This is a genomic window from Nonomuraea sp. NPDC050643, assembly GCF_040654715.1.
Lineage (GTDB): Bacteria > Actinomycetota > Actinomycetes > Streptosporangiales > Streptosporangiaceae > Nonomuraea.
The window spans coordinates 236,882-253,469 of record NZ_JBFAIM010000010.1 but is presented as its reverse complement, the minus strand read 5'-3'; the positions used below and the strand labels follow the sequence as shown (position 1 = coordinate 253,469).

Below are 16,588 nucleotides of genomic sequence, written 5' to 3'. Positions count from 1 at the left end.
TCAGGTGTCCTTCCGGGCGGTCTCGTCCAGTTCGGCGTGGACGACCAGCCGCTGCTGGTCGGCCATCTTGGGATGGCAGGTGGTGAGCGTGAGCAGGCGCTCGCCGGGCCGGGCGGCCAGCACCTCGACCGCCTCGGGCGCCACGACGAGCCGCTCGGTGACGCGGTAGACGTAGGAGGCGCCATGCGTCTCCACCACGACGGGGTCGCCCTCGCGCAGCAGGTCGAGGTCCCAGAAGAAGGCGGGGATGCGGTGGGCGGCGACGGCGAAGTTGCCCTCCTGGCCGGGGTGCGCGGTCTCCGGATAGTGGCCGGGGCCGCGCTTGAGCGCCTTCTGCGAGACGCCCTCCACGACCACCCAGCTCTTCTTCAGCCGGGGGATGCGCATCCGGCTGACCGGCTCCTCGGGCTCCGGTGCGCTCGCGGGGGCGGCGGCGGGCCGGACGGGAGCGGTCCACACCGTGGACAGGCGGGCCTGCTGCCGCTCGATCTCGCCGTCCGTGCCGTACAGGCCGTAGACGGCGAAGAAGGTCAGCACGATCCCGCAGGTCAGCACCAGCTCGCCGAACGCTCCCGCGGCCCGCGCGGCCAGCAGCCTCATCGCCTGGCCACCACGAGCGGAACCCCCGTCCGGGGGTGCGGCAGCACCTCGATGGCGTGCCGGTAGACGCGGGAGAGCAACTCCTCCGTGAACACCTCGGCCGGCGGGCCGCACGCCGCCACCACGCCCTCGGACAACACCGCCACCCGGTCGGCGTACGCGGCGGCGAGCGCCAGGTCGTGGAGCACGACCACGACGGCGTCGCCCTCCCCCGCCCGCGCGCGGGCGATGCCGAGCACGGCCTCCTGGTGGTGGATGTCGAGCGCGGCCGTCGGCTCGTCCAGCAGCAGCATCGGCGCGCGCTGGGCGAGCACCCTGGCCAGGGACACGCGGGCGCGCTCGCCGCCGGACAGCTCCTGGAAGGAGCGGGCGCGGAACCCGCGGGTGGAGGTGCGCTCCAGCTCGGCCTCGACGATCTCCTCGTCGTCCCGCTCCTGCGGGGTACGAGCCCACGGGGCGCGGCCCATCATGACCACCTCCTCCACCGTGAAGGGGAAGGACAGCGCGAGCTGCTGGGGCAGGACCGCCCGCCGCAGCGCCTGCTCGCGGGCCGTCCATCCGGCCAGGGACCGCCCGTCCAGACGCACGGCTCCCGCTGCCGGCCGCTCGTCGCCCGCCAGCACGGCCAGCAGCGTGGACTTGCCGGAGCCGTTGGGCCCGACGAGGGCGAGCACCTCACCGGCCACGATGCTCAGGTCGACGCCGCGCAGCACCTCGGCGCCGCCGTAGCCGAAGCGCACGGCGCGGCTCTCGGCGTAGACCGCGCCCGCCTCGGGGCGCCGCGGCGTCATGCCCAGCCTCCCTGCTTGGCCCGCGTGCGCATGAGCAGCCAGAAGAAGAACGGGCTGCCGATCAGCGCGGTGAGCACGCCGAGCGGCACCTCGGCGGGCGCCGCGACGGTCCTGGCCACCAGGTCGCCGCCCGTGAGCAGCACCGCTCCGCCCAGGGCGCTGGCGGGCAGCAGGACGCGGTGTCCTGGCCCGGTGATCATGCGGATGAGCTGCGGCACGACCAGGCCGACGAAGGTGATGATGCCGGCGACCGCCACCGCGGCCGCGCTGAGCAGGGCGACGAGCACGACGCAGACCAGCCGGACCCGCTCGACCTCCACGCCCAGGTGGCGGGCCGAGCGCTCGCCGAGCGAGAGCAGGTCGAGCGGCCGGGCCAGCCGGGGTGCGGCCAGCAGCCCCAGGGCGGCGCAGGGCGCGACGGCGAGCACCGTCTGCCAGCTCGCGCCGCTGAGGCTGCCCAGGGTCCAGAAGGTGATCGAGCGCAGCTCGGCGTCGTCGGAGAAGAAGGTCAGCAGGCCGATGGCCGCACCGGTGAAGGCGTTCAGCGCGATGCCGGTCAGCAGCAGGGTGATCACCTCGGCCCGGCCGCGGCTCCTGGCGACCAGGTAGACGCCGATGACCGAGGCGAGCCCGCCCAGGAAGGCGGCGGCGCTCACCGACCAGGTGCCCAGCAGCGTGAATCCGGCCACGATCGCCGCGACGGCGCCGAGCGCGGCGCCGGAGGAGATGCCGATGACGCCGGGTTCGGCCAGCGGGGTGTGGAAGACGCCCTGCATCAGCGCCCCGGCCACGCCGAGGCTGGCGCCGATGAGCACGCCGAGGACCACGCGGGGGAAGCGCACGTCCCACAGGACGGTCTCGGTGAGCCGGTCGAGCGCGGCGCCCTGCGCCAGGCCCACCCTGCTCAGCACGGAGCCGAGCACGTCGGCCGGCCCCGCGGGGTAGGCGCCGCTCGCGCCGGAGGTCAGGAAGATGACGGCCAGCGCGCACACGAGCCCGGTGATCAGCACGGTGCCACGGCGGGCGCCGGTACGCGGGCGTTGAAGCCGCCGCGTGCTCATGTCGCGTACAGCCGTTCGACCAGCGTCTCCAGCACGCGGGCGGTGCGGGGGCCGAAGTTGAGCAGCGAGCCGTCCTCGATGTCGACGACCCGGCGCCCCTGGCCGGCGGGCGTCTGCGCGATGCCCTGGATCTTGACCAGGCCGTCGACGCCGCCGACGGAGGCCAGACCCTTGCTCATGACGAGGATGACGTCGGGCCGGGCGGCGATCAGCGCCTCGGTGGTGATCGGGGTGAACGCCTTGGTCAGGCCCATCGCAGAGCCCGCGTCCACGCCTCCCGCCGCCTCGATCATGGAGTCGGCCCCCGACCCCTTGCCGCCGATCAGGTAGACGCCGGCCGTGCCCCGCAGGTAGAGGAAGGCGACCCGGGGCTTGGCCGCCGCCGGGGCCTTGGCGCGCGCCGCGCGTACCTGGGCCTTGGCGCGCGCCGCGCGTACCTGGGCCTTGGCGCGCGCCGCGCGTACCTGGGCCTCGGTGCGCTCGGCCAGCCGGTCGCCCGCGCCGGCCACGCCGAGGGCGCGGGCGATCGTCTTGATGCGCGGGGTCACCTCGGGCAGGCTCCACGCGGGATCGACGATGACGACCGGGATGCCGGACCCGCGGAGCTGCTCCATCGCCTCGGGCGGGCCGGTGTCGCGGTCGGCCAGGATCACGGTGGGGCGCAGCGACAGCACGCCCTCCACGGAGACGTCGTGCGCGCGGGTCACCAGCGGCAGGTGCGCGGCCTCGGGGAACGTCGCGGCGATGTCCCTGCCGACGACGTTGCCGCCCAGGCCCAGGGTGAAGACGACCTCGGCGATCGCGCCCGTGAGCGGAAGGATCCTGGAGACGTCGGTGACCGTGACCTTCGTGCCGTCCGCCGAGGTCGGCTTCACGGGCAGGTCCGGCCGGGGCTCGTCCGGGAGGATCTCCAGCGGCGGGACGGACGGCGGGGCCGACGGTACGGGCGCGCGCGGCGGCTCGGCGCGCGCGCACCCCGAGACGGCCAGGGCCAGCGCCACCAGCCAGGGGGCGAACCTCATGCCGGCCTTCTCCTCCGGGCCACGATCACCGCGCCAGCGGCCAGCACCAGCACCCCGCCGACGCCCGCCGCCACCGGGCCCGTGGGGAAGCCGCCGGCGAACGTGACCGGCACGAACACGTCCTGGCTGCGGTCGGCGGTGCGCGTGTGGTCGGCCCGGGTGACGATCCCGCAGGAGAGCTCGCGGCAGTCGAAGACCTGGGAGCCCTCGGCCGCGACGCCGATGACCGGGCTGATCTTGAGGGTGACCGTGAACGATCCGGCGTCACCGTACGGCTGGGCCAGGCCCTCGCCGTACTTGGGCGGGTTGGAGGAGATCCACTTGGACGCGCCGGACGCTCCCGACAGGTCGGCGCCGCCGCCGCAGGGCGTGGGCAGTTCGCCCGGTTTGGGCAGGACGCAGAAGGCGACGTAGACGCCCTTGGACGCGTCGTACCCCGAGCCCGTGACCGTGATCGTCTCCCCGTCGGGGGACAGGCCCGCGGCCTGCGAAACCGTCAGCCGCTGACCGGCCGCGCCGGTGGCTGCGGGAGAGGGCGAGAGGGCGAGAGACAGGGGGAGCAGCAGGCACGCGGCGCCTACTTTATGACGTTGTGTCATCAAAATGTTGACTTCTCCCTCGGAAGGTGATCCAATCACGGCGCGAACTTAGGTAAGGCTCACCTAACAAGGTTAGATCAATGTACAGGGGAGACAAGGGAGTGTCCACGTGGTGGTTCCGACCCGCCTGCTGCTCACGGCGGGAATCCTGGCGATCGCGGTGCCCCTGCTCGCAGGACCGGCACAGGCCGCGGACGAGTCGGCGACCGGACCTCAGGGCCAGACCCTGACCGTCTCCAAGGCCGCCCTCAGCCCGGCCGGTGAGGAGATCACCGTCACGGGCAAGGGCTACGACGTCGCCAAGGGCATCTACGTGGCCGTCTGTGTGGACAAGGGCGCCGGGCAGCTCGCCACTCCCTGCGTGGGCGGCGTCGACATGAGCGGCGGCAGCGGCAGCTCCAAGTGGATCTCCTCCAACCCGCCCGACTACGGCAAGGACCTCGCCCTGCCGTACACCGACGAGGGCGGCGGCAAGGGCGGCTTCAGCATCAAGCTGAGTGTGAAGGCCAAGGACGACATCGGCACCGACTGCACGGCCGCCGGCGTCAGGTGCGTCGTCTACAGCAGGGCCGACCACACGCGCAGCGCCGACAGGACGCAGGACGTCAGGATCCCCCTCACCTTCTCCGCCGGCGGCGGCTCCACCAGCCCCTCCCCCACTCCCACGCCCACCCCGAGCGCGACCCCGTCAGCGAACCCGTCTGTGACCCCGTCTGTGACCCCGTCTGTGACCCCGTCCGCCACGCGGTCGCCCGAGAGCACGCCGAGCGGGGACGTCGAGACGCAGATCGACGCCAAGGTCGAGCAGACGCCGACCCCCGAGCCCACCCGGCGCGCCAAGCTCGCCAAAACCGGCGTGGACGTGTGGACGGCCACGGTGGTCGGGCTGGCCGTGCTGGCGGGCGGCGGGATGCTCATGTACATCGGCCGTGAGATCCGCGCCGGCGCCCGCCGGTAGAAGACGTCGCCGGAGACCCCTCCGGCACGACCGGGGCGTCACCGCCCCGGTTCCCGCCAACAGAAAGTGAGGACCATGAGCACCCTGAAGCTGCGGCGCGCCGCAGTGGTGGTGGCCGGACTGGCGTTGGCTCTCGGCTCCCTGGCCGGCCCCGCCCTGGCGGACGTCAGCGCCACCGGGCCCCAGGGCCAGACGCTGACCGCCGCCAAGGCCGAGATCGATCCCGCCGGTGAGAGCATCCGCGTCACCGGCACGGGATACGACATCGGCAAGGGCATCTACCTCGCGCTGTGCGTGTCCAACGGCGCGGGGCAGGTGGCCACGCCGTGTGTGGGCGGCATCGACATGACCGGGCAGAGCCACGGCATGTACTGGATCTCGTCCAACCCGCCGCCGTACGGGGTCGGCATCGCCAAGCCGTACACCGACGAGGGCAACGGCAAGGGCGGATTCGACCTCACCCTGGACGTCAAGGCGACCGACGACCAGGGCGCGGACTGCACGGCGGCCGGTGTCCAGTGCGTCGTGTACACCAGGGCCGACCACACGCGGGGCGGCGACCGTACGCAGGACGTGCAGATCCCCGTGACGTGGAAGAGCGGGGGCGGCGACCCCGACCCCGATCCCGACCCGGGGACCGACCCGGTCGCGACCGCCGACCAGACCCTGTCGGTCGACGTCACCGGCGGCGCGCTGTCGCTGTCGGTGGCCGGTGACGCGGTGGCGCTGTCGGCCGCGACGGTCGGCGGCACGGCCACCGGGCAGATGAACGCCGCGACGGTCACCGACCAGCGCGGCAGCTCGGCCGGGTGGAGCCTGGTCGGCCAGATCGGCGACTTCACCGGCGACGCGGGCACCATCCCCGCGGCGCAGCTCGGGTGGGCGCCGACCGCCACGGGCGACGGCGTCACCGCCGGCGGCGTGGTGCGGCCGGGCACGGGCTTCGGCACTGCGGCGGCGCTCTGCACCGCCCCGACCGGCAAGGGCGCGGGCTCCTCGGACTGCGGGGCCGCGCTCAACCTCGGTATCCCGGGTGGGACCAAGCCTGGCGGCTACAGCGCCACGCTGACGCTCACCCTGTCGTAAGCCGGGTGGTGGACGCCTGAATCGTCCACCACCCTCTTCGTGAAGGTTAACCGCTATGAAGAAGCTGGCCGCCGCCTTCGCCCTGCTGGTCGGCTGGGCCGTGCCGAGCGCCGGCGAGGTCCTCCGGGCCGCGCCGGCCTCCGCCGGCGTCCACGGGACCGCGCCCGCCGCGGACGACCTCCGCTGGGCCGTGCAGCCCTCGTCGGCGAGCGGCCCGACCGGCCGCGACTACTTCGTCTACGACGTCCGGCCCGGCCAGACGATCACCGACTACGTCGGCGTCACCAACCTGGGCGGTGACCCGCTGACCGTGAACATCTACGGCACCGACGCCTTCACCACCCCGGACGGCTCGTTCGCGCTGCTCACCGCCGACAAGGCGGCGTCCGGCGCCGGCACCTGGATCGCCGTCTCCACCGCCACACACACCATCCAGCCGGGCAGGCGGACCGACGTCCCCTTCGCCATCACCGTGCCCGCCGACGCCACCCCCGGGGACCACGTGGGCGGCGTCATCGGGTCGGTCTCCGGGGAGGCGCTCTCGGGGAACGGGCAGCGCATCAAGGTCGACCGGCGGGTGGCGGCCCGCGTCTACCTGCGCGTGGCGGGGCCGCTGCGGCCCGCGCTCCAGTTCGACGCGCTCGACGTGGCCTACGACGATCCGGTCAACCCGTTCGCCGGCGGCGGCGCCGAGGTGACCTACACCCTGCGCAACACCGGCAACGTACGGCTGGGCGCGGGCAGTGAGGTGAGCCTGGCCGGCCCGCTGGGCTGGTCGCTCGGGGAGCGGGGCAAGGAGCTGCCCGAGGTGCTGCCCGGGAGCACGCTGACGGTCAAGGAACGGTTCGAGGGTGTCTTCCCGGCCGGCCGGGTCACCGCCACCGTCACCCTCAGCCCGCGCGTGGCGGTGTCCGAGCCGATCGCCCGCGCCACGGCGCGCTGGGCCGTCCCCTGGCTCCTCACCGCCGTCCTCGCCCTCGCCGTGGCGGTGATCGTCGTGGTACGGATCCGGCGGCGCCGGCGATGAGGGCCCTCCTGCTGCTCGGCTGGCTGCTGCTGGCCCCCGCGCCCGCCCCGGCGATCGGGCTGGACCGGGCGGAGGCGGCCGTGGGTGAGACGATCACCGTCGCCTTGAGCGGCTGGCCGTCGGGCAACGTGCTCGTCGAGGTGTGCGGCAACGAACGGCGCGGGGGCTCGGGCGACTGTGCCGTCTCCGGCGGGGTCACCGCCGTCGTGCTCGACGGCGGCGCCACCCGAACCTCCCTCCCCCTGTCCGCCCCGCCGGTCGCGTGCCCCTGCGTGGTGGCGGCCACGGGGGTGACCGGCGGGGCCGTCGTGACCGCGCCCCTCCGGCTCACCGGCGCTCCCGAGACGGCGCCCGCCCCCGCGGCCCAGGGGACGTCCCGGCTCACGATCGTCGGCACCGCGATGCCGGACGGGCCGTCGTGGTGGTGGCTGTTCGGCATGTCCGGCACCAGTCCCCTGGAGATCACCGTGCGGAACGACGGCACGGCCCCGGCCGTCGACCCTCCGGTCACCCTCTCGGCCGGCCCTCGGGGGGCGCCGGGCGCGGTCGTCGCCGCACCGGGGCTGGGGACGATCCAGCCGGGCGAGCAGCGTACGTTCCGCGTGGAGGTGCCGCTGGAGGGCCCGGTCTTCGGCGACTACGAGATCACGGGGACGGTCCAGGACGCCGTCGTGCGCGCCGGCGACTCGGTCTACCCGTTCGCCCTGCTCGCGCTCCTGGTCGTCCCGCTGCACCTGACCACCGCGTGGATCGTCTTCAGCGCGCCGATACCCGCGTCCGGGCGACGCGAACAGGAGCTCGTCCCGTCGTGACGGCAAGGCCGCGCCCGCCCGCGAGCCGGAGGCCACCCTGGAGGTGGTGAGAAGAGGAGGGAAGGAATAATGCCCCCCATGATCAAACGCCATCTGACGAGGTCAGTCGCCCTTGCCGCCCTGTTCATGAGCGTCGCCGCCCCCGCCACGGCGGTGGCGGACGGCGAGCCGGCCCCCTCGACGAGTCCAGGCCCGGTCTTCAAGACGGTCACGGACAAAAGCGCCCTGCTCTCGCTGCAGACGTTCGGCCGCCCCGACGGGAAGGACATGATCTTCCGGATCTCCGGCAGTGTCTATGCCAACGTCGAGGGCAACAGCCTGGACCCGGCGTTACGCCACGGCCAGAAGCTGTTCAACATCGAGGGCTACAACATCCGCCGCCTCTACCGGGTGCCGGACACCAACCAGCTCTACCAGCTCTCCCGCGAGATCGTCTTCTACACCGACCCCGCCGACCCGACGCGGATCCTGCGGGAGTGGAAGAACCCCCTCGACCAGAAGACCTACCCGGTCGTCCCCATCAACAACGACACGGTGAACTTCGGCCCGTTCACCGTCACCCCGTCCTACGTGGGCCCGCCGCTGCGCCAGTCGTACGACGAGAGCGTCTGGACCAGTGACATCCCCGTCCGCACCGACTTCGGCACCGGTCTCGGCGAGCGGTTCGGGCTGGTCGGCGGCGTGTACGCGGCGCAGGAGATGTTCGACTTCTCCGTGGACGACCGCGAGGTGGCCGCCCGCGCCGTCGCGGGCAGGGTGCCCTCCGGGGCCATGAAGACGAAGATCAGTTGGGCGCGCACGAGCCCGTGGACGCCGTTCATGTGCCTGGCCGAGAGCGAGGTGCGCGGGCAGCTCACCTACCGCGCCCGAAGCTGGTCGCTGAACTCCTACGCCGACATCGAGTCGTGGCTGCGCGCCGAGATCGAGGCGGACTACCCGCTGTACAAGAGCACGCCCAGCGCTCCCGGCCCGAGCGAGAACTCCTGGAGCTCCTTCTACAACAAGCAACTCGGCAAGGGTGCCACCACCTGGGCCGGCTGGTGCGCCGCCAACGGGCGCGCCTGACCGCGCCGGTCCGCGCCCGTCCGAGCCCGTCCGCGAACCTCGGCGCCGCAGCGGCGCCGAGGTCTCAGGGCTTGGGCAGGCGGGAGATCAGCCAGGTGACCGCCAGGGCCGCGGCGCACATGCCGGACAGGGCCCACAGCCCGGCGTCGAAGGAGCCGGTCGCGTCCTTGAAGGCGCCCAGCCCGAACGAGAAGGCCACGCCCCCGAGGTTGGCGCAGAAGTTGCCGAACCCGGTGACCAGGCCCGGGTTGGCGGTGCCGACGTAGCGCAGCGGCACGGCGAACAGGGGCCCGAAGTAGAGCTGGAGGAAGATCGAGTTCACGGCGATCACCGCGATCAGGGCCGGGAGGGCGTCCACCCAGGGGATGAGGAAGATCGTGACGGCCAGCATGCCCAGGGAGAGGCCCACGACGGCGAGCGGGCGGCCGAGGCGGTCGGACACCCAGCCGCCCAGGAAGTTCGACGGGGCCGTCACCGCCGCGCCGATGGCCACGACGGCGCCCGCCACGGCGAGCGAGTGCCCCTTGTCCTCGACGATGAGGCTGGGCAGCCAGAACGCCATCCCGGTGACCACCGCCAGGCGGACGAACTGGATGAAGCCGGCCAGCCACACGGCCCGGTGCGCCAGGAGCTCGCGGGCCTCGGTCCAGGTCGGCGGCTTGGCGCCGGCCTTGCGCGGGGCCGGGGCGCCCAGCTTGGCGAACGCGAGCAGGACCAGCAGGCCGCTGGCGGCGAAGAGGATCAGCAGCCAGCGCCAGCCGAGCGGGCCGACCAGCGCCGGGCCGAGCGCGTTGAGCAGGATGTTGGAGGAGAAGCCGCCGGCCACGTACAGGCCCATGGCCGTGGCCCGGCGGTCCTCGCGGAACTGGCGGCTGATCAGCATGAGGCCGGGGGCGAACACCAGCGACCGGAAGATCCCGGAGACCGCCTGGTTGGCGAGGAGCCAGCCGTAGGAGTCCAGCAGGGCGAAGGTGATCGAGAGCAGGTTGGTGCCGAGCAGCCCGGCCACGAACAGGCGCTTGGGGTCGAACCGGTCCGACAGGTAGCCGGACGGGATCTGCATGAGCGCGTACGTGAACGTGCCGGCGGCGGCGATCAGCCCGGCCTGGGACGGGCTGATGCCGAGGTCCCCGCGGATGAGCGGCAGGAACAGGGCGATGCCGCCGAAGGCCAGGCCCTGCATGCTCTGGCACACGACGATCAGCGCGATGTTGAGCCTTCGTAAGCGTGCCGACGGGCCGACGGTTTGTGTGGTCATCAGACGTGACGATAGCCCCCAGGGCGAATTCCGCCACGGTGGGGCCTTCGCGCCGGGAACCGCCCACTGGTCGAAAGTTTCGGCGATCGCCAGCCGAAGCGAGCGAAGACTGCCTATTTTCAGCTAGTTTCCGAAATTTTCGACGGTTCTCGCTGCTCAGATATGATGTCAGCCGAAATATTTCGGCTTCTGCGTTGACATGTTTCGGGACGATTCTCAGACTGATCGCCAACACCCCCACCCCGGAAGGGAGAGCCCCGGTGATCAAGATCCTTTCGAGGGTCGTCGCGCTGGCGGTGGCGGGAGCGGTGACGCTGGCGCCCGTCCAGAGCGCCGCGGCCGCCGGCGTCGAGAACGAAGGCGCCGACTGCGCGGTGCCCACCCTGCCCGACGCGGGATCCTTGCCCACCAACTCCCGGCTTCCCGATCCCTTCAGGAAGCTGGACGGCACGCGCATCACCACCAGGTCCGAGTGGCGGTGCCGCCGGGAGGAGATCAAGAGACTGGCCGAGAAGTTCGTCTACGGCGAGAAGCCCGCGAAGCCGTCGAGCGTCACGGGCACGGTCTCGAGAACCGGCATCACGGTCAACGTCAGCCACAACGGCAGAAGCTCCAGTTTCTCGGCGGGCGTCTCGTTGCCCAGTGGCTCCGGACCGTTCCCGGCCGTCTTCGTCCTGGGCGGATTCGGCGCGGACACGGCCGCCATCACCGCGGCCGGCGCCGCCGTCATCACCTACGACCCGTACGCGGTCGGGCGCGAGGGCACCCCGCGCAGCAACAAGCAGGGCGCCTTCTACAGCGTGTACGGCTCCTCGAGCAGCACAGGGCTGCTGCTGGCCTGGGCCTGGGGCGTGAGCCGGGTCATCGACGTCATCGAGCAGTCGGGCGGCGCCATCCTGCGGGCCGACGCGACCGGCGTCACGGGCTGCTCGCGGTTCGGCAAGGGCGCCTTCGTGGTCGGCGCGTTCGACCAGCGCATCGCCCTGACCATGCCGATCGAGTCGGGCAGCGCCGGCGTGCCCATCTTCCGCGGCATCCCCGGCGAGGGCGCCCAGAGCCTGAGCAGCGCGTACGGCGAGCAGCCCTGGCTGGGCGACGCCTTCGGCACCTTCACCGGCAGTCCGGGCCGGCTCCCGGTGGACACGCACGAGATGGTGGCCATGGTCGCGCCGCGCGGGCTGTTCATCATGGACAACCCGCACATCACCAATCTGGGCCCCAGGTCCGCGAGCGTGGCGGCGCTCGGCGGGGCCGAGGTCTACAAGGCGCTCGGCGCCGGGGAGAACATCACGTACTGGTCCGACGTCCAGGACGGCAGCCACTGCGCCAACCGGCCGGAATGGCGGACCCCGTTGCAGCAGAACATCCAGAAGTTCCTGCTGAAGACGGGCAACGCGCCCGGTGCGATGCGGATCTCGTCGAGGGCGAGCGGCAACCTGGCCGAGTGGCGGGACTGGCAGACGCCCACCCTCGGCGACTCCGGCGACACCACCGCCCCGAGCACGCCGGGCGCCCCGGCCGCGTCCAACGTCACCGCCACCGGCGCCACGCTGACCTGGGCCGCCTCCACCGACCAGGGCGGATCCGGCCTGGCCGGGTACGACGTCCACCGCGAGCAGGGCGCCACCGACCCGCGGCTCGGCCAGTCCGCCACCAACTCGATCACCCTCACCGGGCTGACCGCGAACACCCAGTACCAGGTGTACGTACGGGCGCGCGACGGCGCGGGCAACCTGTCCGGCGAGTCGCCGCCGGTCACGTTCACCACGGCCACCGGCGGTGGCGACACCTCGCCGCCGACGGCCCCGGCCGGCCTGGTGGCCTCGGGCACCACGGCCACCGGCACGACCCTGAGCTGGACCGCCTCGACCGACGACACCGGCGTCGCCGGTTACGACGTCCTGCGCGCCCCCGGCGCGAGTGGCGGCACGTTCGCCCAGGCCGGCACCTCGGCCACGACCTCGTACACCGACACGGGCCTGACGCCGAGCACCACGTACCGCTACCAGGTCAGGACGCGGGACGCCGCGGGCAACGCCTCACCGGTGTCGAACACCGCGGCGGTCACCACCCAGCCCGGCACGTCCACCGGAACCTGCACGGCCGTCCCGACCGTACAGACCCAGTGGGCCACCGGGTACGTCATCCAGCCGCTCACCATCACCAACACCGGCACCTCGACGATCACCGGATGGACGGTCACCTTCACGCTGCCCGCCGGGCACACGCTGACCGGCTCCTGGAACGGCACCGCCACCGCCAGCGGCCAGACCGTGACCATCAGGAACGCCGGCCACAACGGCACCCTCGCCCCGGGAGCCGCCACCACCGGCGTCGGCTTCCAGGCGACCCGCCCGAACGGCGACACCGCCCTTCCGTCCGGATACACCTGCGCCTGACCTCCCGGCCCCCTGAGCGAGGGGCCGGACCTCAGGCCGGCTCCGTCGGCTCGGCGCGGTCGAGCGCCCGCACCGCGGCGATCGCCTGCTCCACGTGGTCGTACACGGTCACGGCCCGCCAGGCGCCGGTGATCTCCAGCAGCCGGGCCACCCTCGTCTGGAGCCCGGCCAGGTGCAGGGCCGCGCCGTGGGCGCGGGCGAGGGTGGCGGCGGCGAGCAGCACGGCCAGGCCGGAGCTGTCCAGGAAGGTCAGCCGGCTCACGTCGATGATCAGGTGCTCGTGCAGGTCACGGCGCACCCGGTCGACGTAGGTCTCCAGGTAGCCGGAGGTCGCGGCGTCCACCTCCCCCGACAGCGTGATCAGTGTCACGCCCGGCAGGTGGCGGCTGGTCAGCTTCATCACGTCCGCCCGAAGCGGCCGGTGGGGTGATCGAGGATGGCGGTGGTGGCCTCCTCCACCCCCGCATGGATGTTCATGGCGTCCCACACTCCGGTGATCTGCAGGATCCGGGCCGGCAGGTCCTGCACGGCGGCCAGGTGCAGGGCCCCGCCCTCCCGCCGTACGTCGGCGTGCACGCGTAACAGCGCGTGCAGGCCGCTGCTGTCCATGAAGGTCAGCCCGCCCAGATCGAGGACCAGAGGCCCGCCCGGCAGGCGCGAACGGCCGACTGAGGACTCGAGGTGGTCGGCGTTGGTGGCGTCGAGCTCGCCGGCCACGGTGATCAGCACACCCGCGGGCAGCGGCCGGCAGTTCAGACTGAGGGGAGACATGGCGACCTCGGCTGCGCGGCTCAACCTGTCGGCATGTGGGCGACGGTGACGAACATGAGTGGTCCCCCAAGTAGGTCGGCTACGGCTGTGACGGCGTCGATGCCGTCACGGAAGAGGCTACGGCCGAAGGCTGTTACGCGAAAGACAATTCGTCATAAGATCTTCTGGTAAGGATTTCGTCCGCCTCCGGAAAGCGGAGAGCTCAGGCGGAGAGAGCACAAAGGGCCGTGGCCACTTCGAAGGACCGCCCGTCAACGTGGACGTTTCTGACCCATCATGCCCGGGTGTTGGTGGAGATCGCCCGCGATCCCGAGGCGCGCCTGCGTGACATCGCCGAAAGGATCGGCATCACCGAGCGGGCGGTGCAGATGATCGTGTCCGATCTCTACACGGCGGGCTACCTCAACCGGGAGCGCGTCGGCCGGCGCAACCGCTACAGCCTCGACCTCGACCTGCACTTCCGCTATCCCACCGAGTCCGGCCTGCCCGTCCGCCTGCTGATCGGCATCTTCACCGACCACGACCTGGAGCCCTGAACGGCTCGGCCCGGCGGCCCGCACGGATCCTCAACACATCCTCAACCGTCCCCGGCCTACGTTCCTCACGTCGATCACCACGAGAGGAAGGCCAGAACATGACCAGGACATCCATCCGCCTGCGCGCCTCGGTCGCCGGCGTGGCCATCGCCGGCGCGCTCTCGGCCGGGCTGTTCGCCACCGCACCGGCGGCGAACGCGAGCGTCACGGCGGTCCAGGCCGCGGGCGCCCAGGCGCTCGGGGGCACGGCCCCGGCCTGTGTGGCCCGCTACGCCGCCAAGCCCGTCGGGACCATCGTGCTGCGGAACAAGTGCCGCAAGACCATGCGGGTCAAGGTCATCGTCAAGCGCGGCCCGGACAGCCCGTGCTGGACCGGGTTCAGGCCCGGCCAGATCCGGGTCTGGAAGTGGCTCGACTCGACCTTCGCGCGCTACGAGAGGACCGTCACCTGCTGACGGCGCCCATCGGCGGTCGCCCCGCACGGGCGACCGCCCGCGGGAGGGGAGCCCGTCGCCCGGCGGAGAGCCGGGCGACGCGATGGGACGGACGGTTACGCGGCCTTACGGATAGTTGCGTCGACCCGTAATGTGTCAGGAACCGAACCGAACGATCGTCAAGGACCACTGCCATGGCCCAGACCAGTCCCCCCAGTCCTCCCGTAGCCGACGGCAACGACCCGCCCGCCCTGAAGCAGGTGATGGGCCCGGGTCTGCTGTTGCTCTTCATCATCGGTGACATTCTCGGCACCGGGATCTACGCGCTGACCGGCCAGGTCGCCGGCGAGGTGGGGGGCGCCGCCTGGCTGCCCTTCGCCATCGCCTTCATCGTCGCGTTGATCACGGCGTGCTCCTATCTGGAGTTGGTCACCAAATATCCGCAGGCCGCGGGCGCCGCCCTCTATGTCCATAAGGCCTTCGGCAAACACATTCTGACCTTCCTGGTGTGCTTCGCCGTGATGTGCTCGGGCATCACCTCGGCCTCGGCGGCGTCGCGGGCCTTCGCCGCGAACCTCGCCACCGGGTTCGGCCTCGACGTCGGCAACGGCGTCATCCTGATGATCGCGCTGGCCTTCATGCTCCTGGTCCTGGCGGTCAACCTGCGCGGCGTCGGCGAGAGCGTCAAGGTCAACGTCGTCCTCACGGCCGTCGAGCTCTCGGGTCTGCTGCTCGTCATCGTGATCAGCGCGTACTTCATCTCCGGCGGGAACGCCGACTTCTCCCGTGTCGTCGCGTTCGAGACGCCCTCCGACAAGAGCGTGTTCCTAGCGGTCAGCGCCGCGACGTCGCTGGCCTTCTTCGCCATGGTCGGGTTCGAGGACTCGGTCAACATGGCCGAGGAGACCAAGGAGCCGGCGCGGATCTTCCCCCGCATGATGTTCACCGGCATCGGGATCACGGGGCTGATCTACGTCCTCGTGTCCATCTGCGCCGTCGCCGTGGTCCCCGTCGGGGAGCTCGCCGCCAGCGAGACCCCGCTGTCCACGGTGGTGCAGACCGCGGCGCCCGGCTTCCCGATCTCCGACCTGCTGCCGTTCATCTCGATGTTCGCGGTGGCGAACTCCGCGCTGATCAACATGCTGATGGCCAGCCGGCTGCTCTACGGGATGGGCAAGCAGGGCGTGCTGCCGCCGTTCCTGGCCCAGGTGCACGCCACGCGGCGCACCCCGCAGGCGGCGATCCTTTTCACCACGCTGCTCGCGGGCGGCCTCATCACGTTCGTCTCGCTCGACCCCGACAGCCCGGTCGTCTCGCTGCTGGGCGGGACGACGTCGCTGCTCCTGCTCGCGGTCTTCGCCCTCGTCAACCTGTCCGTGCTCGTCCTGCGCAAGGACAAGGTGGCGGGTCAGCACTTCCACGCGGGCCGCGTTCTGCCCGTGGTGGGGACGATCACGTGCCTGTATCTGGTGCTGCCGTGGTCCTCAGGGCGTCCGGTGGGCCAGTATCGGATCGCGGGTGTGCTGCTGGCGATCGGCCTGGTCCTGTGGGCGGTCACCTGGTTCACCCACCAGCGCCAACGCTCCTAGCCTCGGAGCCGGCCGAGCTCGCCTGGCGACGGCCGCGGGTCGGGTCCCGCGTGACGTGCCGGGCGAGCAGGGCCGCCATGGCGACGGCGATCAGCACCAGGCCGAGGTTCGGCCAGGCGAACTCGCCACGGACCACGTAACTGAAGACCGAGACCGTCAGGACCCCTCCCGCCCAGCCGAAGGCGAACAGCAGCGCGGTGGGCGCGTGCCTGGCCGGCAGCGCGCTCCTGATCGCCAGGAACGCGGCCACGGCCACGTCCGGCCACAGGAAGGGGTCGTCCGGTCGATGAGCGCCGTCCAGGGCCAGGTAGCCGGCCATGATCAGGCTCATGAGGGCGGCGGCGCAGCAGGCCCCAGAGGAAGGCCAGCGGGATCGCGGCGAAGGCGACCTGCACGGACAGGGCCACCGCCAGCCGGCGACGAGACCTCACCCGCCACGCCGTCACGCCCGCCACGAGATAGGCCGCACCGGTGACGATCGGCACGAGCGGCCATCCGGGCAAGCCCAGCGTGTCCAGGGCCGGCCTCCCTCACTGGTCCGACGAAGTCCACTGAGAGAACGCGGTGAGCCCGGCGGGGG

18 protein-coding genes are annotated in these 16,588 nt (G+C 72.1%); 9 read left to right on the top strand and 9 right to left on the bottom strand.

Features of this window, described 5'->3' with window-relative positions; translation table 11 throughout:
• The 5 genes from AB0I15_RS15945 to AB0I15_RS15925 are packed head-to-tail and all read right to left on the bottom strand — an operon-like array spanning window position 1 to window position 4,073.
• Window positions 1-600 (bottom strand): class E sortase, encoded by a 600-nt coding sequence (locus AB0I15_RS15945; protein ID WP_358095263.1) that lies wholly within the window; start codon window positions 598-600, stop codon window positions 1-3.
• Window positions 597-1,391 carry a heme ABC transporter ATP-binding protein gene (locus AB0I15_RS15940; protein WP_358095261.1) on the bottom strand — a complete coding sequence of 265 codons (795 nt, stop codon included), beginning with the start codon at window positions 1,389-1,391 and terminating at the stop codon, window positions 597-599. Before AB0I15_RS15940 ends, AB0I15_RS15945 begins: the two co-directional genes overlap by 4 nt.
• The gene (locus AB0I15_RS15935; RefSeq protein WP_358095259.1) at window positions 1,388-2,452 is read right to left on the bottom strand and encodes an iron ABC transporter permease; all 1,065 of its coding nucleotides are present in this window, start codon (window positions 2,450-2,452) and stop codon (window positions 1,388-1,390) included. The genes AB0I15_RS15940 and AB0I15_RS15935 overlap by 4 nt, the downstream gene beginning before the upstream one ends.
• The gene (locus AB0I15_RS15930; RefSeq protein ID WP_358095257.1) at window positions 2,449-3,474 is read right to left on the bottom strand and encodes an ABC transporter substrate-binding protein; all 1,026 of its coding nucleotides are present in this window, start codon (window positions 3,472-3,474) and stop codon (window positions 2,449-2,451) included. The genes AB0I15_RS15935 and AB0I15_RS15930 overlap by 4 nt, the downstream gene beginning before the upstream one ends.
• Window positions 3,471-4,073, bottom strand: coding sequence for a hypothetical protein (locus AB0I15_RS15925; RefSeq protein ID WP_358095255.1), 603 nt, complete (start codon window positions 4,071-4,073; stop codon window positions 3,471-3,473). Before AB0I15_RS15925 ends, AB0I15_RS15930 begins: the two co-directional genes overlap by 4 nt.
• Window positions 4,074-4,182: 109 nt before the next feature.
• Between AB0I15_RS15925 and AB0I15_RS15920 the strand changes: the two genes are divergently transcribed.
• The 5 genes from AB0I15_RS15920 to AB0I15_RS15900 all read left to right on the top strand — a co-directional run bounded on the left by AB0I15_RS15920 (window position 4,183) and on the right by AB0I15_RS15900 (window position 9,021).
• Window positions 4,183-5,031: a hypothetical protein gene (locus AB0I15_RS15920; protein WP_358095253.1), complete on the top strand. Its 849-nt coding sequence runs from the start codon at window positions 4,183-4,185 to the stop codon at window positions 5,029-5,031.
• Between the two features lie 75 nt (window positions 5,032-5,106).
• The gene (locus AB0I15_RS15915) at window positions 5,107-6,117 is read left to right on the top strand and encodes a hypothetical protein (protein ID WP_358095251.1); all 1,011 of its coding nucleotides are present in this window, start codon (window positions 5,107-5,109) and stop codon (window positions 6,115-6,117) included.
• A gap of 55 nt (window positions 6,118-6,172) precedes the next feature.
• Window positions 6,173-7,144 (top strand): DUF916 domain-containing protein, encoded by a 972-nt coding sequence (locus AB0I15_RS15910; RefSeq protein ID WP_358095249.1) that lies wholly within the window; start codon window positions 6,173-6,175, stop codon window positions 7,142-7,144.
• Window positions 7,141-7,956 carry a hypothetical protein gene (locus AB0I15_RS15905; protein WP_358095247.1) on the top strand — a complete coding sequence of 272 codons (816 nt, stop codon included), beginning with the start codon at window positions 7,141-7,143 and terminating at the stop codon, window positions 7,954-7,956. Before AB0I15_RS15910 ends, AB0I15_RS15905 begins: the two co-directional genes overlap by 4 nt.
• 78 nt (window positions 7,957-8,034) lie before the next feature.
• A complete protein-coding gene (locus AB0I15_RS15900; protein ID WP_358095245.1) occupies window positions 8,035-9,021 on the top strand; it encodes a DUF1838 family protein in 987 nt (328 codons plus the stop codon).
• Between the two features lie 64 nt (window positions 9,022-9,085).
• Here the strand turns inward: AB0I15_RS15900 and AB0I15_RS15895 are convergent, their stop codons facing one another.
• On the bottom strand, window positions 9,086-10,279 hold the full coding sequence (locus tag AB0I15_RS15895; protein ID WP_358095243.1) for an MFS transporter: 1,194 nt from the start codon (window positions 10,277-10,279) through the stop codon (window positions 9,086-9,088).
• 260 nt (window positions 10,280-10,539) lie between these two features.
• Here AB0I15_RS15895 and AB0I15_RS15890 point away from each other — a divergent pair, with 260 nt between their 5' ends.
• Window positions 10,540-12,678, top strand: coding sequence for a fibronectin type III domain-containing protein (locus tag AB0I15_RS15890; protein WP_358095242.1), 2,139 nt, complete (start codon window positions 10,540-10,542; stop codon window positions 12,676-12,678).
• Between the two features lie 31 nt (window positions 12,679-12,709).
• On the opposite strand, the gene AB0I15_RS15885 is transcribed toward AB0I15_RS15890, so the two are convergent.
• The gene (locus AB0I15_RS15885; RefSeq protein ID WP_358095240.1) at window positions 12,710-13,078 is read right to left on the bottom strand and encodes an STAS domain-containing protein; all 369 of its coding nucleotides are present in this window, start codon (window positions 13,076-13,078) and stop codon (window positions 12,710-12,712) included.
• The gene (locus tag AB0I15_RS15880; protein WP_358095238.1) at window positions 13,078-13,449 is read right to left on the bottom strand and encodes an STAS domain-containing protein; all 372 of its coding nucleotides are present in this window, start codon (window positions 13,447-13,449) and stop codon (window positions 13,078-13,080) included. Before AB0I15_RS15880 ends, AB0I15_RS15885 begins: the two co-directional genes overlap by 1 nt.
• A gap of 284 nt (window positions 13,450-13,733) precedes the next feature.
• Between AB0I15_RS15880 and AB0I15_RS15875 the strand changes: the two genes are divergently transcribed.
• From AB0I15_RS15875 to AB0I15_RS15865, 3 genes are all read left to right on the top strand, one after another.
• Complete coding sequence (locus tag AB0I15_RS15875) at window positions 13,734-13,985, top strand: winged helix-turn-helix domain-containing protein (RefSeq protein WP_358095236.1); 252 nt, start codon at window positions 13,734-13,736, stop codon at window positions 13,983-13,985.
• A 98-nt stretch (window positions 13,986-14,083) separates the two neighbouring features.
• On the top strand, window positions 14,084-14,440 hold the full coding sequence (locus AB0I15_RS15870; protein ID WP_358095235.1) for a hypothetical protein: 357 nt from the start codon (window positions 14,084-14,086) through the stop codon (window positions 14,438-14,440).
• A 173-nt stretch (window positions 14,441-14,613) separates the two neighbouring features.
• Window positions 14,614-16,008 (top strand): APC family permease, encoded by a 1,395-nt coding sequence (locus AB0I15_RS15865; RefSeq protein WP_358095233.1) that lies wholly within the window; start codon window positions 14,614-14,616, stop codon window positions 16,006-16,008.
• Here AB0I15_RS15865 and AB0I15_RS15860 read toward each other — a convergent pair.
• Window positions 15,983-16,339 (bottom strand): hypothetical protein, encoded by a 357-nt coding sequence (locus AB0I15_RS15860; protein WP_358095231.1) that lies wholly within the window; start codon window positions 16,337-16,339, stop codon window positions 15,983-15,985. The genes AB0I15_RS15865 and AB0I15_RS15860 overlap by 26 nt on opposite strands.
• Window positions 16,340-16,588 lie beyond the last annotated feature (249 nt).

What these genes read in the sequence shown, in the direction of transcription:
- AB0I15_RS15945 (WP_358095263.1), bottom strand. Translation starts at nt 600, where the DNA reads ATGAGGCTGCTGGCCGCGCGGGCCGCGGGAGCGTTCGGCGAGCTGGTG.
- AB0I15_RS15940 (WP_358095261.1), bottom strand. Translation starts at nt 1,391, where the DNA reads ATGACGCCGCGGCGCCCCGAGGCGGGCGCGGTCTACGCCGAGAGCCGC.
- AB0I15_RS15935 (WP_358095259.1), bottom strand. Translation starts at nt 2,452, where the DNA reads ATGAGCACGCGGCGGCTTCAACGCCCGCGTACCGGCGCCCGCCGTGGC.
- AB0I15_RS15930 (WP_358095257.1), bottom strand. Translation starts at nt 3,474, where the DNA reads ATGAGGTTCGCCCCCTGGCTGGTGGCGCTGGCCCTGGCCGTCTCGGGG.
- AB0I15_RS15925 (WP_358095255.1), bottom strand. Translation starts at nt 4,073, where the DNA reads ATGACACAACGTCATAAAGTAGGCGCCGCGTGCCTGCTGCTCCCCCTG.
- AB0I15_RS15915 (WP_358095251.1), top strand. Translation starts at nt 5,107, where the DNA reads ATGAGCACCCTGAAGCTGCGGCGCGCCGCAGTGGTGGTGGCCGGACTG.
- AB0I15_RS15910 (WP_358095249.1), top strand. Translation starts at nt 6,173, where the DNA reads ATGAAGAAGCTGGCCGCCGCCTTCGCCCTGCTGGTCGGCTGGGCCGTG.
- AB0I15_RS15905 (WP_358095247.1), top strand. Translation starts at nt 7,141, where the DNA reads ATGAGGGCCCTCCTGCTGCTCGGCTGGCTGCTGCTGGCCCCCGCGCCC.
- AB0I15_RS15900 (WP_358095245.1), top strand. Translation starts at nt 8,035, where the DNA reads ATGATCAAACGCCATCTGACGAGGTCAGTCGCCCTTGCCGCCCTGTTC.
- AB0I15_RS15895 (WP_358095243.1), bottom strand. Translation starts at nt 10,279, where the DNA reads ATGACCACACAAACCGTCGGCCCGTCGGCACGCTTACGAAGGCTCAAC.
- AB0I15_RS15885 (WP_358095240.1), bottom strand. Translation starts at nt 13,078, where the DNA reads ATGAAGCTGACCAGCCGCCACCTGCCGGGCGTGACACTGATCACGCTG.
- AB0I15_RS15880 (WP_358095238.1), bottom strand. Translation starts at nt 13,449, where the DNA reads ATGTCTCCCCTCAGTCTGAACTGCCGGCCGCTGCCCGCGGGTGTGCTG.
- AB0I15_RS15870 (WP_358095235.1), top strand. Translation starts at nt 14,084, where the DNA reads ATGACCAGGACATCCATCCGCCTGCGCGCCTCGGTCGCCGGCGTGGCC.
- AB0I15_RS15865 (WP_358095233.1), top strand. Translation starts at nt 14,614, where the DNA reads ATGGCCCAGACCAGTCCCCCCAGTCCTCCCGTAGCCGACGGCAACGAC.
- AB0I15_RS15860 (WP_358095231.1), bottom strand. Translation starts at nt 16,339, where the DNA reads ATGAGCCTGATCATGGCCGGCTACCTGGCCCTGGACGGCGCTCATCGA.